The following is a 15,320-nucleotide window of genomic DNA, read 5'->3' as shown; positions in this document are numbered from 1 at the left end:
CGGAAGCGGTACGGCGACCCCGAAAAACCGCTCCATCCACACCTGGTACCAAGGAGAAGCTATGCAACACAAAATGAAACAGCTGGCAGGCGCAGCGCTGGTTGCGGCAATGTCGCTGGCGGGGACGGCCAACGCTCAATCGACCGAAGACGTGAAGATCGGCTTTGCCGGTCCGATGACGGGCGCACAGGCGCACTACGGTAAGGACTTCCAGAACGGCATCACGCTGGCTGTGGAAGACATGAACGCAACCAAGCCGGTGATCGGCGGCAAGCCGGTTCGCTTCGTGCTGGATTCGGCCGACGACCAGGCTGACCCGCGCACCGGTACGACCGTTGCACAAAAGCTGGTGGATGACGGCATCAAGGGCATGCTGGGCCACTTCAACTCGGGCACCACGATTCCGGCTTCGCGCATCTACGCGAACGCGGGCATCCCCGAAATCGCCATGGCGACGGCGCCTGAGTACACGCAACAAGGCTTCAAGACCACGTTCCGCATGATGACGTCCGACACGCAGCAAGGTTCGGTCGCCGGCACGTTCGCGGTGAAGACGTTGGGCGTGAAGAAGATCGCGATCGTCGACGACCGCACGGCTTACGGCCAGGGTCTGGCTGATCAGTTCGAGAAGGCAGCGAAGGCTGCGGGCGGCTCGATCGTCGATCGTGAATACACGAACGACAAGGCTGTCGACTTCAAGTCGATCCTGACCAAGCTGAAGTCGGTCCAGCCGGACCTGATCTACTACGGCGGCGCGGATTCGCAAGCGGCACCGATGGTCAAGCAGATGAAGGCACTGGGCATCAAGGCGCCGCTGATGGGCGGCGAAATGGTCCACACGCCGACGTTCATCCAGATCGCGGGTGACGCAGCGAACGGCACGGTGGCATCGCTGGCCGGCTTGCCGCTGGAAGAAATGCCGGGCGGCAAGGACTATGTCGCGAAGTACAAGAAGCGCTTCAACGAAGACGTGCAAACGTACTCGCCGTACGCTTACGATGGCGCAATGGCCATGTTCGACGCTATGAAGAAGGCTAACTCGACCGATCCGGCCAAGTATCTGCCGCTGCTCGCAAAGACCTCGATGCCGGCAGTGACGGCAGCGAACCTCGCGTACGACGGCAAGGGCGACCTGAAGAACGGCGGCATCACGCTGTACAAGGTTGTCGACGGCAAGTGGACGACGCTGCAAAGCGTGGGCGGGAAGTAAGCTATTTTTGCTTGAGCACTTGAGTGCCGCGCGCGGTTTTAGTGTGGCACTCGAAACGAAAAAAGCCCTGCGGTTCTTCTGAACCGCAGGGCTTTTTCTTTAGCGTTTCGCTATACGTGCCAGCCGCCACGCAACTTCATCACTCCCCTCGCAGCTTCCTCCCCTGCTCGCGAATCTGCTCCAACGTCGCCCCCGGCGTGCTCGCCTCCTGCGGCATACGAATCTCGATCACCGCCGCGCGCTTCGCTTCCACCGAACGCTGCAACGCAGGCAGAAAATCCTCAGTCCGCTCCACAGTCTCCCCATGCGCGCCGAACGACTTCGCGAATGCCGCGAAGTCCGGATTCGTGAGACCCGTACCATGCACGCGATTCGGATAATGCCGTTCCTGATGCATCCGGATCGTGCCAAAGTGGCTGTTATTCACGACGATGAAAATCACATGCAGGTCGTACTGCATTGCCGTCGCGAGTTCCTGCGCGGACATCATGAAGCAACCGTCGCCGGCTAACGCAACCACGGCCCGTTGCGGGTACACCGACTTCGCAGCAATCGCAGCCGGTACGCCGTAACCCATCGCGCCACTGGTCGGCGCGAGTTGCGAGCGGAAATGCCGATACGAAAAATGCCGATGCAGCCACGTCGCGTAATTGCCCGCACCGTTGGTGAGGATCGCGTCTTCCGGCAGATGCGCGCGCAATTGCTGGATCACTTCGCCCATTTGCACGTCGCCGGGGATTGGGCGAGGTTTGCGCCAGTCGAGATACGCGCGATGCGCCTCTTCCGCGGCGCCGGCCCATGCGAGCTTGTCGGAAGACGGCTTCAACGCCGCAAGCTGCGCTGCCAGCTCCGGCATGCCGGAGACGATTGGCAGATCCGCGGCGTAGACGCGTCCGAGTTCTTCAGCGCCTTGATGCACGTGCACCAGCGTTTGCTTTGTCTTCGGGATGTCGAGCAGCGTGTAGCCGTTGGTTGTTGCTTCACCTAGTCGCGGGCCCAGCGTGAGCAGCAAGTCTGCGTCGCGGATGCGTTGTGCAAGCGCCGGATTGATGCCGAGGCCGACATCACCCGCGTAGTTCGGATGCTCGTTATCGAGCGTGTCCTGGAAGCGGAACGCGAGGCCGATCGGCAATTGCCAATTCTCGACGAAGCGTTGCAGGTCTGCACATGCTGCTGGTGTCCAACCGCTGCCGCCTGCGATCACCATCGGCCGTTTCGCGCCTTCCAGCAATTGGCGCAGCTCTTCGATTTGCGCTGCAGACGGCGACGCCGCCACACGCTTGTACGCGGGCGCGCCGGCCACAAGCTCACACGCGTCGCTCAACACATCTTCCGGCAACGACAACACGACTGGCCCCGGCCGCCCCGACGTCGCCGTGTGAAACGCATGGCTCAGATATTCGGGAATGCGCTTCGGGTCGTCGATTTGCGCGACCCACTTGGCCATCTGCCCGAACATGCGCCGGTAGTCGATTTCCTGGAAGGCCTCACGGTCGAGATGCTCTCGCGCGCATTGGCCGATCAGCAGGATCATCGGCGTGGAGTCCTGAAACGCGGTGTGCACGCCGATCGATGCATGCGTTGCGCCCGGTCCGCGCGTGACGATCGCGACGCCCGGCCGGCCGGTCAATTTGCCGACGGCTTCGGCCATGTTCGCGGCCGCCGCTTCGTGCCGGCAGACGATGGTCTGGATGCGGTCGGTTTCGTCGTGTAGCGAATCGAGCACGGCGAGAAAACTCTCGCCAGGTACGCAAAAAACACGTTCGACGCCATGCGTCAGCAAGGCGTCGACGACGAGGCGCGCGCCGGTGGTTTGGGCGGTGGAAGGAGAGTCAGAAGCGAGCGGCATTGCGATGAAGCCTCCATGCGTTGCGATGGGTGCGACGGGCGGCAGTGGCCTTCTCAACACTCCACAATATTTACCGCCAACCCGCCGCGCGACGTTTCCTTGTACTTGGTCTTCATATCCGCGCCGGTCTGCATCATCGTCTTGATCACAGAGTCCAGCGACACGTAATGTGTGCCGTCACCGCGCAGCGCCATGCGCGCGGCGTTCACGGCTTTTACCGAGCCCATTGCGTTGCGTTCGATACACGGAATCTGCACCATCCCGCCGACCGGATCGCACGTCAGCCCGAGGTTATGCTCCATGCCGATTTCGGCGGCATTTTCGACTTGCTCGGGCGTGCCGCCCATCACCGCCGCGAGCGCGCCCGCGGCCATCGAACAGGCTACGCCGACTTCGCCCTGGCACCCTACTTCCGCGCCTGAAATCGACGCGTTCAGCTTATACAGAATGCCGATTGCCGCGGCTGTCATCAGGAAGTCGATCACGCCCTGCTCGTTCGAACCCGGCATGAAACGCGTGTAGTAATGCAGCACGGCGGGAATGATGCCGGCCGCGCCATTGGTCGGCGCCGTGACCACGCGGCCGCCCGCAGCGTTTTCTTCATTGACGGCGATGGCGTAGAGATTGATCCAGTCGACCATCGAGAGCGGATCGCGCAGCGCCAGCTCAGGATTGCCCGACAACGCGCGATACAACTGCGGCGCGCGGCGCTTCACCTGGAACGGACCGGGCAACGTACCTTCGGCATCCGGATTGTTGATACCGCAACCGCGCGACACGCACGACTGCATCACGCCCCAGATCTTCAGCAAGCCCGCACGGGTCTCTTCTTCCGTGTGCCAGACGCGTTCGTTTTCCCACATCAGTTGCGCAATGCTTTTGCCGGTCGATTTGCACAGCGCGAGCAATTCGCCGCCGCTGCGGAACGAATGCGGCAATTGTTCGACGGCGCTCAGCACCTTCGTATTCGGCGCACCAGCCGTCACCACAAAACCGCCGCCTACCGACAGATACGTCGACTCGCGCAGCGTCTCGCCTTCTGCATCGAACGCGCGCAGTTTCAGGCCGTTCGGATGCTCGGATAGCGCCTGGCGATAAAACGAAATGTGATCTTTTTGCACGAACGGCACGTCGTGCGTGCCGAGCAAGGCGAGCTTGCGCGATGTCTTTACCGCTTCCAGCCGCTGCGCGATCGTATCCGGATCGACTGTGTCGGGCGCGTCGCCCATCAAACCGAGCATCACGCCGCGATCGGTGCCGTGCCCTTTGCCGGTCGCGCCGAGCGACCCGTACAGATCGACTTTCACCGAAGCCGTCGCCGCAAGCAGCCCGTCGCGTTCGAGCCCTTGCGCGAACATCAGCGCCGCGCGCATCGGCCCAACCGTATGCGAACTGGACGGACCAATGCCGATTTTGAAGAGGTCGAACACGCTGACTGCCATTTACTGCTCCCTGCTGATAAAAGTTAGTTTAGCGCGCCGGCAGCGGCAAACACACGGCGAGCCACGCGGGTGGCGTCGGTGCGAGCTGCAGCGCGATCGGCGTATAGCGTCCATCGAGACGCGCCGCCAGGTGAAACAGTTCCGTCGCGTTTTTCGGATCCCATTGACCCGAATAGCCGGGCAAACCGGCCTCGCGACGTTTAGCATCGAACGGGACGCTCGAATGCACGAATTCTTCATGCGTCTTGCTGCCGTCCGCGTACGGCGTGAGCCAGTTCAACGCGGCTGCCAGCGACGCACCGTTCGTCCCCTTCTCCGGCAACCAGTTGCGGTTGTGGCGGCGCGCGGCGAGCGCGGCGGTCACGAGCGGCTGCAGATCGTAGGTGACGTAGTGCAGCGCGTCGCGTTCGCCGAAGTCGAAGGTCGAGCCGTCCGGCGCGATGTTGTCGCCGATATGCTCGTCGAACAGGCGCTGCGCCGCGTTGATCATCTTGCGGTTATCCAGCGTGAACGCGGCCATCGAGATCAGTTTGATCCGGTGGCTTTGCCAGTTGTTCTTAAACGTGCCTTTGAGCGGCCGCGGCTGTGCGTCGATCTGGCCGATGTAGCCGTTCGCGAGCTTGGTCAGGAACGCCATCGATGCATTGCGCGTTTTCACCGGCAGCGCGCTCGCGGTCATGTCGTAGGCTAGGATCAGGCCTTCGAAATGGGTTTCGTCGATCGGATTGAAACTGGGTTGATAAGTCGTGACCCACGCATACAGCAAGCGGTCGACCAGTTTCAGATAGCGGTCGTCGCTGGTCGCGCGCCATGCGAGCGCGGCGTCGCGCAGCAGATCGAGATCCTTCTCCGCTTCGACGCTCTGATCGTAGATGCCTTCATGCGGCAGCGTGCCTTCGGTATGCAGCTTCGCCAGCGCACGCGGCGGGTCGTTCAGATGCGCCTGCACGTTGCTCACCAGTGCTTTGACCCCTGGATCGGCATTCGTGCGCTCGCTGGTTTGCAGCGCGGGCGCCGCACAAAAATTCATTGCAGCCTGCGCCTGCCGCAGCGGCAGCAGCACCGCCGCGCCTGCCAGCAACAGTGTGCAAGTCTGTTGCCACGTCTGGGCTCGCCTTGCTTCGGTCCGGCTTTGCATCAATCGCACCTTTCGCGCCATGCGAAACTCCTCGTTAGGCTGATTCGGTGTGTGATGTTAGCCGTTTGCGGACACAAGCGACAGAACCGCGCAACGCCTGCTTACAACCGTCAGGCGATGCGCGGTTTGCGGCCCCGCTTACTCGTAATCGGCGATCGGCACGCAGGAGCAGAACAGATTGCGGTCGCCGTACACGTTGTCCGCCCGGCCGACCGGTGGCCAGTACTTCTTCGCGATCAGCGTGGGCAGCGGATACGCGGCGGTTTCGCGCGCATACGCATGCTTCCAGTCGTTCGCGATGACCGCCGCCGCCGTATGCGGCGCATGTTTCAGCGGATTGTCTTCGCGATCCGAGCGGCCGTCTTCCACAGCGCGAATTTCCTCGCGGATCGCGATCATCGCTTCGATGAAGCGGTCGAGTTCTTCCTTCGATTCCGATTCGGTCGGCTCGACCATCAGCGTGCCCGGCACCGGGAAGCTCATGGTCGGGGCGTGGAAGCCGTAGTCGGCGAGGCGCTTGGCGACGTCGTCGACGGTAATGCCGCTGGTGTCCTTGATCGGACGCAGATCGAGAATGCACTCGTGCGCGACCAGTCCGCCCGGACCCGAATACAGCACCGGGTAATGCGGCGCGAGTTTGTTCGCGACGTAGTTGGCGTTGAGGATCGCGGTTTCGGTGGCTGCGGTGAGGTTCTTCGCGCCCATCATCGCGATGTACATCCACGAAATCGGCAGGATCGACGCGGAACCGTACGGTGCGCCCGACACGGCGCCGATACCGTTCGGCGCGCGCTCATAGCCCGACGAAATCTGATTCGGCAGGAATTGCGCGAGATGCGCGCCGACCGCGACCGGACCGACGCCCGGTCCGCCGCCGCCGTGCGGAATGCAGAAGGTTTTGTGCAGATTCAGGTGCGAGACGTCGCCGCCGAACTGGCCCGGCGCGCACAGCCCGACCATGGCGTTCATGTTCGCGCCGTCCACATAGACCTGGCCGCCGTGCGCATGCACGATCTCGCAGATTTCGCGGACGTTCGCCTCGAACACGCCGTGCGTGGACGGGTACGTGATCATGATTGCCGCGAGCTTGTCGGCGTGCTGATCGGCCTTCTTCTTCAGGTCTTCGATATCGACGTTGCCTTGCGCGTCGCATGCCACCACGACCACCTGCATGCCGGCCATTTGCGCCGACGCCGGGTTCGTGCCGTGCGCCGAAGCGGGAATCAGGCAGACGTTGCGATGCGCTTCGCCGCGCGACGCGTGATAAGCGTGGATGATCAGCAGACCCGCGTATTCGCCTTGTGAGCCGGCATTTGGTTGCAGCGACACCGCCGCGTAACCCGTGGCCGCGACCAGCATCTCTTCGAGCTGATCGATCATTTCGCGGTAGCCGACGGTTTGCTCAGCCGGTGCGAACGGGTGGATCTGACCGAATTCGGGCCACGTGACCGGCAGCATTTCCGAGGTCGCGTTCAGCTTCATCGTGCAGGAGCCGAGCGGGATCATCGAGCGGTCGAGTGCCAAATCCTTGTCCGACAGGCTGCGCAGATAGCGCAGCATTTCCGTTTCAGAATGATGACGGTTGAACACGTGGTGCGTGAGGTACGCGCTGGTGCGTTCCAGCTCGGCGGGCACCGACGCGGTGTTCGACGCGGCGATGGCTGTGTCGAGTGCGTCGACTTGCGGCACGTCTTTTGCACCTGCTGCCTGTGCAAACACGGCGAGCAGATCAGCCAGATCGTGACGCGTCGTGGTTTCGTCGATCGACAGACCGACTTGCGTGTCGCTGACGCGGCGCAGGTTGATGCGCTTTGCCTTCGCGGCGTCATGCAGCGCTTGCGTGCGAGCGCCGGCTTCGAACGTGAGCGTATCGAAGAAGGTTTCGTTGACGAGCGTATAGCCGAGTTGCTTCGCGCCTTCAGCCAGCAATGCAGCGATGCGGTTCACGCGCAGCGCAATCGTTTTCAGGCCGTGCGGGCCGTGATAGACGGCGTACATGCTGGCCATGATCGCGAGCAGCGCCTGCGCGGTACACACGTTCGAGGTCGCCTTCTCGCGGCGGATATGTTGTTCGCGCGTTTGCAGCGCGAGACGCAGCGCCGGATTGCCTTGCGCATCGACGGTCACGCCGACCAGACGGCCCGGCATCTGACGCTTGAATTCATCGCGCACGGCGAGGTACGCCGCGTGCGGGCCGCCGAAACCGACCGGCACGCCAAAGCGCTGCGTGTTGCCGACGGCCACGTCCGCGCCCCATTCGCCCGGCGGCGTCAAAACGGTCAGCGCGAGCAGATCGGCCGCGACCACCACGTGGCCGCCTGCTGCGTGGATCGCATCGGCAAGTGCGCGGTAGTCGCGCACGTCGCCGTTCACGCCCGGGTATTGCAGCAGCACGCCGAACGCATTTGCGTTCGCGGCTTCCGCAGCCGGGCCCACTTTCACTTCAATGCCAACCGGCGTGGCGCGTGTTTTCACCACTTCGATGGTTTGCGGCAGCACGTCGTCGGCAACGTAGAACACGTTCGACTTCGGCTTGCCGACGCGTTGCAGCAGCGTCATCGCTTCGGCAGCGGCGGTGGCTTCGTCGAGCAGCGAGGCGTTCGAGATCGCCAGGCCCGTCAGGTCGACAATCATCTGCTGGAAGTTCAGCAGCGCTTCCAGACGGCCCTGCGAGATTTCCGGCTGATACGGCGTGTACGCGGTGTACCACGCCGGATTTTCCAGCACGTTGCGCAGGATCACCGCCGGGGTGTGCGCGTTGTAGTAACCCTGCCCGATGTACGAGCGGAACACCTGATTCTTGTCCGCCAGCTCACGCAGCGCGGCGAGCGCTTCCGCTTCGCTCTTCGGCTGGGCGAAGGGGCCGAGCGGCAGCGTTTCGGTGCGGCGGATCGTCTTCGGAATGACGGCGTCGATCAGCGCGGCGCGCGACGCGAAGCCGAGGGCTTCGAGCATCGCTTGCTGGTCGGCCGAATCCGGGCCGATGTGCCGTTCGGCGAAGGCATCGTGCACTTCGAGCGCGGCGAGCGAGAGAGGAGTGCGGTTCATCAGACGATCCGGGTGTTCGAGCTTCATGAGGTGTTCCTGCCGGTGCGGGCATCCGTTCGACGATTGAATCGGACGCGCCGCGCCTGTCGGGTTTAAACGTAATGGTGCAGCTTGCGGTGAATCAGGCGCCGATCGACTTCGAGTACGCGTCCGCGTCGATCAGACGGTCCAGCGATGCGTCCGCAGCCGGCTTGATCTTGAAGAGCCAGTTCTCGTACGGCGCGCTGTTGACGCCATCCGGCGTATCGGCGACGGCCGGATTCGCTTCGATGATTTCGCCCGCAACCGGTGCGTAGATATCGGAAGCGGCCTTCACCGACTCGATCACGGCGACGGTGTCGCCAGCGTCGACGGTCTTGCCCAGTTCCTGGACTTCGAAGAAGACGATGTCGCCGAGCGCTTCCTGCGCGTGGTCGGTGATGCCGACCGTCAGCGTGCCGTCCGCTTCGGTGCGGACCCACTCGTGCGATTCGGTGTATTTCAGATCGGCCGGGATGCTCATCGGATGCTCCTATGCGGTGTGATTCGGTATGAACTTAATAAAGGGCCCCCAAACCTGTCGCTTCGCGCCAGGCCCCCGACGGGGCAATCCCCCAAGGGGACTTCCTGCCGGGGCGGAAAACTCGGGGCGACCCAGTGTTTTCTTGAGGGTGAGACGTACGCGCCGGCTGCTTAAACTGCGAGCACTTTGCCGTTGCGCACGAACGGCAGTTTTACCACGCTTGCGGGTACGTTTTTGTCACGAATCTGGACATGAACGATGTCGCCCGGCTGCACGCCTTTCGGCACGCGCGCAAAGGCGATCGATTCCTGCATGGTGGGTGAAAAAGTGCCGCTGGTGATTTCGCCTTCGCCCAGCGGCGTGACGACTTTCTGGTGAGCGCGCAGCACACCTGCCGCCTTGCCGTTTTCCTTCAGCAGGATCAGACCGACGAACGCGGCCTGCGCGCCGTTGGCTTCGAGTTTGTCCTTGCCGACAAATTCGCGCGGCGAGGCGAGATCGACGGTCCAGGCGAGGCCGGCGTCGAGTGGCGAGACGTTGTCGTCCATATCCTGGCCGTACAGGTTCATGCCGGCTTCGAGACGTAGCGTGTCGCGCGCGCCGAGACCCGCGGGGCGCACGCCCTGGCGCACCAACGCGTCCCAGAACTCGCAGACGGAAGTGGCAGGCAGGACGATTTCGAAGCCGTCTTCGCCGGTGTAGCCGGTGCGGGCAATCATCAATTCGCCAAACGGCGTGTTGTCGACGATCGCGGCGTTAAACGGCTTGAGGAGTTCGGTCGAGGTGCGGCTGGACGGCGCGACTTGCCAGACCTTATCGCGGGCGTTCGGGCCCTGCACGGCGACGATCGCCAGATCGCGGCGCGGCGTGATGGTCAGGCCGTAGCTGCCTTCGGCGTTGAGCTTGCTGAACCAGGCGACGTCTTTCTCGGCGGTGCCGGCGTTGACGACCAGGCGGAAGTGCGTCTCGCCGAAGTAATAGACGATCAGATCGTCGATCACGCCGCCGTTCGGGTTCAGCAGACAGGAGTAGAGCGCACGGCCCGGCGTTTGCAGCTTGGCGACGTTATTCGCCAGCGCGTGTTCGAAGAACGCACGCACGCGCTCCCCGGTGAAATCGACGACGCACATGTGCGAGACGTCGAACATGCCGGCGTCGGTGCGCACGGCGCGGTGTTCGTCGATCTGCGAGCCGTAGTTGACGGGCATGTCCCAGCCGCCGAAATCGACCATGCGGGCATTGAGCGCACGATGGGTGGCGTTGAGCGGGGTGTGTTTGAGTTCGGTCATGGGGCCTCGGGCGTCTCGCGAAACAAAAAAGGCCACGCGGCGCTACGCCTCGCGGCCGGCTGGCTGCGAGCGATTGCGTTGCATGGCCCCTCTGTCCTTGATACCTGAGAGATTGCGCCGCCGTGCGATGGTGAAGCCGTGATCGCTACGGTGAAACGCGCGCCCCTTCGGTGGGCAGCTTGCCAGAATCTGCTCGACATACGTTCGACGTACGCGACACAGACGGCTACTGCCGCTCTCCAGAGTGCGAAAAACCGATGCCTTGATGTTGCCTGGGCGCGGGTTTTTCGACGCGGTCGGTCCTTTTGCCTGAGAGTTTGCGGGTGTGCCCCTTCGGCGGCGCGGCCTGCGATTTTCTGCGGCCAGCACGCTCTCCCGACGCGTGCGGCGAATGTACGCGAGGGCCGGTGGCTTGTCAAATAAAGGCCCGCAAAGGGCTTGGGGGTTGGCGCTGCGGGTTCGCGAAAGTCAAAAAAAGCGCGGGACGTGATGCCCGCGCTTCTTTGCTTCAGCGCTTGAACCGGCGCGCTTGACTGACGCGATTAAGCGACGCAATTGAGCGACGCAATTAACCGACGCAATTAAGCGCCGATTTATTCGCCGATGGCGTGTGCCGCGTTGTCCAGTTCCTGGTTCAGCACGCGCTGTTCGTCGCCGGACAGGCCGCCGCCGTGTTGCGCCGCCATGTCGTGCGCTTCCTGACGGATCACGTCGAGACGGTGATGCAGCGCGCCGCCTTGCGGGGGCGGGTAGTAGCCTTGGTTGACGCGGGCGTCGATGCGGCGGCTCAGGTTGTCGATACGGCCGTTAACCTGGTTCATACGCTGATCCGCGATCTGCTGCGGGTTCGGGCGCGGCGCCGGCGCGGGTTGCTGGGGGGCCACCACGCAGGCGGCCAGGGAGCTGAGCAATGCGCATGCTGCTACTGCGCGGACGATACGTGGCATGGACTCTCCGGAAGTCGTTGTCATTTTGTGGTGCTACTGGGGTAGCAACGGATTGCCGCGGATTCGCGCTGACCGCGACCCCGGGGTTATTTGTAACGTTATGTTCCTTTCGGGGTTGTCAGGCGTTTGGCCTTGGGCGGCAGCATGGTTCGCATGCCACCGCCAGACGGCCAGAAAGTACCCCGTAGGCAAAAGGTCAGCGAATACGTTCAAACGGCAATCGGACACCTTCTTCCGAACTCCTGGCGGCAAGCTCGATAATTGTCATAACGTCGACTGCATCCTGAGCGCTGACGGGAAATTTCACGCCGTTCTGAATGGCGTCCGCCAAGGCAATATAAAAGCCGACGTATTCCCCGTTGCGCGTAGGCACTTCCCGCTCCACTTCCTGATCGCCTTCGATCACACGCAGTACGCCCGCCGCATTGCCGGCGCCGAACCCTTCGTCGCCGGGCCGCAAACCGGCTTTCAACTGATCTTCCTGCGTATCGAGCCCGTATTTCACATAGCTTCCCTGCGTGCCGTGGATCGTAAACCTCGGCGCGACGAGCGCAGTCAACGCGCTTGCATGCAACACCACTTCGAACTCACCGTATCCCAACTGGATGTGCACGTAGTCCGGCGCGCTGGCCTGGTCGCGATGCGTTCGAACCGTCGCGGACACAGTTTGCGGTGCGCCGAACAACGACAACGCCTGATCGATCAGGTGCGGTCCAAGATCGAATAGCAAACCGCCGCCGCGCGAAGCCTCCTCGCGCCAACGCTGCTTAACCTCCGGCCGGAAACGGTCGAAATGCGATTCGTATTGCGTGATGCGCCCCAACTCCCTGCCGGCGAGCAGTTCCCGCACGGTCAGAAAATCACCATCCCAGCGGCGGTTGTGAAAGGGCACGAACAGCTTGCCCCGGGCGAGTGCGATGTTGGCGAGCGTGTGGGCGTCGGCGGCAGTCAGCGTGACCGGCTTGTCGACCACCACGTGCTTGCCTCCCTCCAGCGTGCGGCGCGCCAGGTCGAAGTGCGTGTCATTGGGCGTCGCGATCACGATGCAGTCGATTTCGTCCAGCGCGAGCAGCGCGTCGAGATCGGCCACCACTTTCGCGTGCGGATAATCGGCCAGCGCGTGCTCGGACTGACTCGTCGCGATGGCCGCGACGCTGGCTCGCCCGCAATGCTCGATCACCGGCGCGTGAAAGGTCGCGCCGGCAAAACCGTAACCCATCAATCCAATCTTCAGCGATGCGGACATGCGTGTCTTCCTGCAAAAACGGCGCGCCGTTTTGCCACCGCGGCGACGGCGCGCAACACTGTAATTGTGGCATGTCCTGAAGGCGGACTGTCAGCGGCGTCGCAGGCGTTTGTTGGCGATGCCTGTCCGGCGGTACTCGGACGGCAGTTGCGGCCGCGTTCGGAGCAGTGTGGCCGAGCATCCGTTTTTTGTCGTCGGGCGAGCGGCCATTGCGACCTTCATTGCGACCCCTTTCCCTGGCCATCCGACAGTGCGTCTATCACGGCATCCGCTTCGGCATCCGTGTTAACATCGCTCCTCTCGCGCGGAGCGCAGCGAACCGGAACGCCCCTCACACCGAGGCGCGCGCCAGCCGCCCGCCCCGTGCAGCATGCCCCCGGGCCTTTGGTCTCGCGATTCCGCACCTAAGCGCCCTCAACCGCATTACCCATCCACAGACGATGTCCGCAGGCCTGAACCCCGCTCAAAATGAAGCGGTCCGTTATCTTGACGGTCCGTGTCTCGTGCTTGCCGGCGCAGGCAGCGGCAAGACGCGCGTGATCACGCAGAAAATCGCGCACCTGATCGAAGCCAAAGGCTTCGAGCCGCGCCACATCGCTGCCGTCACGTTCACGAACAAGGCCGCGCTGGAAATGCGCGAGCGCGTGGGCAAACTGCTCGAAGGCAAGACGCTGACCACGCCCGGCAAGGAAGGCCGCAAGGTGCCCGTCAATCAGTTGACGGTCTGCACCTTCCATTCGCTCGGCGTGCAGATTCTGCGGCAGGAAGCGGAACACGTCGGTTTGAAGCCGCAGTTCTCGATCATGGATTCGGACGACTGCTTCGGCATGATCCAGGAGCAGGTCGGCTCGACGGACAAGGGTTTCATCCGCAAGATCCAGTCGATCATTTCGCTGTGGAAGAACGGCATGATCATGCCGGAAGAGGCGATTTCGATTGCCGCGAACGAAGACGAGCATCAGGCCGCCATCGTCTATCGCAACTACGTAGCGACTTTGCATGCCTATCAGGCAGTCGATTTCGACGACCTGATCCGCCTGCCCGCCGAATTGTTCGAGAAGAACGAGCAAGTGCGCGACCGTTGGCAGAACAAGCTGCGTTATCTGCTGATCGACGAGTATCAGGACACGAACGCGTGCCAGTACGAGCTGGTGAAACTGCTGGCCGGCAAGCGCGCGGCGTTCACGGCGGTCGGCGACGACGATCAGGCAATTTACGGCTGGCGCGGCGCGACGCTCGAAAATCTCGGTCAGCTCAGCAAGGATTTTCCGAAGCTGCATCTGATCAAGCTCGAGCAGAACTACCGTTCCACGGTGCGCATTCTCACCGCCGCGAACAACGTGATCGCGAACAACCCGAAGCTGTTCGAAAAGAAGCTCTGGTCCGAACACGGTATGGGCGACACGATCACCGTCACGCCTTGCAACGACGAAGAGCACGAAGCCGAGTCCGTCGTGTTCCGTCTGTCCGCGCACAAGTTCGAGCGGCGCGCGAATTTCCGCGACTACGCGATCCTGTATCGCGGCAACTTCCAGGCGCGGATCTTCGAACAGGTGCTGCGTCGCGAGCGGATTCCGTATGTGCTGTCGGGCGGGCAGTCGTTCTTCGACAAAGCCGAGATCAAGGATATCTGCGCGTATCTGCGCCTGATCGCCAACGCGAACGACGACCCCGCGTTCATCCGCGCGATCACCACGCCGCGTCGCGGTGTCGGCAATACGACGCTCGAAGCGCTCGGCTCGTTTGCGGGCCAGGCGAAGGTGTCGCTCTTCGAAGCGGTGTACATGGGCGGCGTCGAGGCACGCCTGTCGCCGCGCCAGATCGAACCGATGCGCGTGTTCTGCGATTTCATGCAGCGTCTTACCGACCGCGCCGAGAAAGATGCCGCCGGTCCGCTGCTCGACGAACTGATGGACGCGATCCACTACGAAGCCTATCTGTACGACGCATTCGACGAACGTCAGGCGCAGGCCAAGTGGCAGAACGTGCTCGAGTTCATGGAATGGTTGAAGCGCAAAGGCACCAAGGCCGAGCCTGCGGGCTCGGAGAATAGCGAAGCAACCGGCTACGACACCGCCGACGGCCTCGGCGACACCGGCAAGAATCTGCTCGGCCTGATCCAGACCGTTGCGTTGATGTCGATGCTGGAAGGCCGCGAGGAAGACCCTGATGCGGTCCGGCTTTCGACCGTGCACGCGTCGAAGGGGCTGGAGTATCCGCACGTGTTTCTGGTGGGTGTCGAAGAAGGCATCATGCCGCACCGTGGCGGCCCCGACGACGAGCCGATCGACGACGGGCGCATCGAGGAAGAGCGCCGCCTGATGTACGTCGCGATTACGCGTGCGCAGCGCAGCCTGCATCTGAACTGGTGCAAGAAGCGCAAGCGGGCGCGCGAGACGGTGGTGTGCGAGCCGTCGCGCTTCATCCCCGAGATGCTGCTCGACGACGCGCCGCCGCCGACGCCCGAAGAAGCACCGATGTCGCCGAAAGACCGGCTCGCGAGTTTGAAGGCGCTGTTGCAGAAGCCTTGACGCAAAACCCCCGCGCGCGGCAGGTGCATCGGCGGATTTTTTGCGTGCGCAGGCTACAGTGGCACGGCCCGTTAATTGGATGTTGATCGGACGTCGATTGGATGTCGATCGGGCACTA

10 protein-coding genes and 2 riboswitches are annotated in these 15,320 nt (G+C 62.8%); of the genes, 2 read left to right on the top strand and 8 right to left on the bottom strand.

From position 1 onward, the window contains the following. Positions 1-61: 61 nt before the first annotated feature. The gene (locus ACOSV0_RS19910; protein ID WP_434107835.1) at positions 62-1,210 is read left to right on the top strand and encodes a branched-chain amino acid ABC transporter substrate-binding protein; all 1,149 of its coding nucleotides are present in this window, start codon (positions 62-64) and stop codon (positions 1,208-1,210) included. Positions 1,211-1,349: 139 nt separating this feature from the next. On the opposite strand, the gene ACOSV0_RS19905 is transcribed toward ACOSV0_RS19910, so the two are convergent. The 8 genes from ACOSV0_RS19905 to ACOSV0_RS19870 form a co-directional block, all read right to left on the bottom strand. After that, the gene (locus ACOSV0_RS19905) at positions 1,350-3,059 is read right to left on the bottom strand and encodes a thiamine pyrophosphate-binding protein (protein WP_434107834.1); all 1,710 of its coding nucleotides are present in this window, start codon (positions 3,057-3,059) and stop codon (positions 1,350-1,352) included. A 53-nt stretch (positions 3,060-3,112) separates the two neighbouring features. Beyond that, complete coding sequence (locus ACOSV0_RS19900) at positions 3,113-4,501, bottom strand: L-serine ammonia-lyase (protein ID WP_434107833.1); 1,389 nt, start codon at positions 4,499-4,501, stop codon at positions 3,113-3,115. A 28-nt stretch (positions 4,502-4,529) separates the two neighbouring features. Continuing rightward, a complete protein-coding gene (locus tag ACOSV0_RS19895) occupies positions 4,530-5,660 on the bottom strand; it encodes an alginate lyase family protein (RefSeq protein ID WP_434107831.1) in 1,131 nt (376 codons plus the stop codon). 117 nt (positions 5,661-5,777) lie between these two features. Beyond that, a complete protein-coding gene (gene gcvP, locus ACOSV0_RS19890; protein ID WP_434107830.1) occupies positions 5,778-8,714 on the bottom strand; it encodes an aminomethyl-transferring glycine dehydrogenase in 2,937 nt (978 codons plus the stop codon). Between the two features lie 94 nt (positions 8,715-8,808). Next, positions 8,809-9,189, bottom strand: a complete 381-nt coding sequence (gcvH, locus tag ACOSV0_RS19885) for a glycine cleavage system protein GcvH (RefSeq protein WP_434107829.1) — start codon at positions 9,187-9,189, stop codon at positions 8,809-8,811. A gap of 170 nt (positions 9,190-9,359) precedes the next feature. Beyond that, positions 9,360-10,478 carry a glycine cleavage system aminomethyltransferase GcvT gene (gene gcvT / locus ACOSV0_RS19880; RefSeq protein ID WP_434107828.1) on the bottom strand — a complete coding sequence of 373 codons (1,119 nt, stop codon included), beginning with the start codon at positions 10,476-10,478 and terminating at the stop codon, positions 9,360-9,362. An 81-nt stretch (positions 10,479-10,559) separates the two neighbouring features. Continuing rightward, a riboswitch (glycine riboswitch) is annotated at positions 10,560-10,731 on the bottom strand. Positions 10,732-10,765: 34 nt separating this feature from the next. Continuing rightward, positions 10,766-10,866: riboswitch (glycine riboswitch) on the bottom strand. 205 nt (positions 10,867-11,071) lie between these two features. Next, positions 11,072-11,425 (bottom strand): hypothetical protein, encoded by a 354-nt coding sequence (locus ACOSV0_RS19875; protein ID WP_434107827.1) that lies wholly within the window; start codon positions 11,423-11,425, stop codon positions 11,072-11,074. Positions 11,426-11,621: 196 nt separating this feature from the next. After that, positions 11,622-12,671: an oxidoreductase gene (locus tag ACOSV0_RS19870; protein ID WP_434107826.1), complete on the bottom strand. Its 1,050-nt coding sequence runs from the start codon at positions 12,669-12,671 to the stop codon at positions 11,622-11,624. Positions 12,672-13,111: 440 nt separating this feature from the next. Between ACOSV0_RS19870 and ACOSV0_RS19865 the strand changes: the two genes are divergently transcribed. Continuing rightward, positions 13,112-15,202, top strand: a complete 2,091-nt coding sequence (locus tag ACOSV0_RS19865) for a UvrD-helicase domain-containing protein (RefSeq protein ID WP_434107825.1) — start codon at positions 13,112-13,114, stop codon at positions 15,200-15,202. The last annotated feature ends 118 nt before the right edge of the window (positions 15,203-15,320 follow it).

Source organism: Paraburkholderia caffeinilytica (assembly GCF_051027425.1).
GTDB classification, from domain to species: Bacteria; Pseudomonadota; Gammaproteobacteria; order Burkholderiales; family Burkholderiaceae; genus Paraburkholderia; species Paraburkholderia caffeinilytica_A.
The sequence above is the reverse complement of the archived record's forward strand: the minus strand, read 5'-3'. Positions and strand labels throughout refer to the sequence as shown.

What these genes read in the sequence shown, in the direction of transcription:
- ACOSV0_RS19910 (WP_434107835.1), top strand. Translation starts at nt 62, where the DNA reads ATGCAACACAAAATGAAACAGCTGGCAGGCGCAGCGCTGGTTGCGGCA.
- gcvP (WP_434107830.1), bottom strand. Translation starts at nt 8,714, where the DNA reads ATGAAGCTCGAACACCCGGATCGTCTGATGAACCGCACTCCTCTCTCG.
- ACOSV0_RS19895 (WP_434107831.1), bottom strand. Translation starts at nt 5,660, where the DNA reads ATGGCGCGAAAGGTGCGATTGATGCAAAGCCGGACCGAAGCAAGGCGA.
- ACOSV0_RS19875 (WP_434107827.1), bottom strand. Translation starts at nt 11,425, where the DNA reads ATGCCACGTATCGTCCGCGCAGTAGCAGCATGCGCATTGCTCAGCTCC.
- ACOSV0_RS19865 (WP_434107825.1), top strand. Translation starts at nt 13,112, where the DNA reads ATGTCCGCAGGCCTGAACCCCGCTCAAAATGAAGCGGTCCGTTATCTT.
- ACOSV0_RS19905 (WP_434107834.1), bottom strand. Translation starts at nt 3,059, where the DNA reads ATGCCGCTCGCTTCTGACTCTCCTTCCACCGCCCAAACCACCGGCGCG.
- gcvT (WP_434107828.1), bottom strand. Translation starts at nt 10,478, where the DNA reads ATGACCGAACTCAAACACACCCCGCTCAACGCCACCCATCGTGCGCTC.
- ACOSV0_RS19870 (WP_434107826.1), bottom strand. Translation starts at nt 12,671, where the DNA reads ATGTCCGCATCGCTGAAGATTGGATTGATGGGTTACGGTTTTGCCGGC.
- ACOSV0_RS19900 (WP_434107833.1), bottom strand. Translation starts at nt 4,501, where the DNA reads ATGGCAGTCAGCGTGTTCGACCTCTTCAAAATCGGCATTGGTCCGTCC.
- gcvH (WP_434107829.1), bottom strand. Translation starts at nt 9,189, where the DNA reads ATGAGCATCCCGGCCGATCTGAAATACACCGAATCGCACGAGTGGGTC.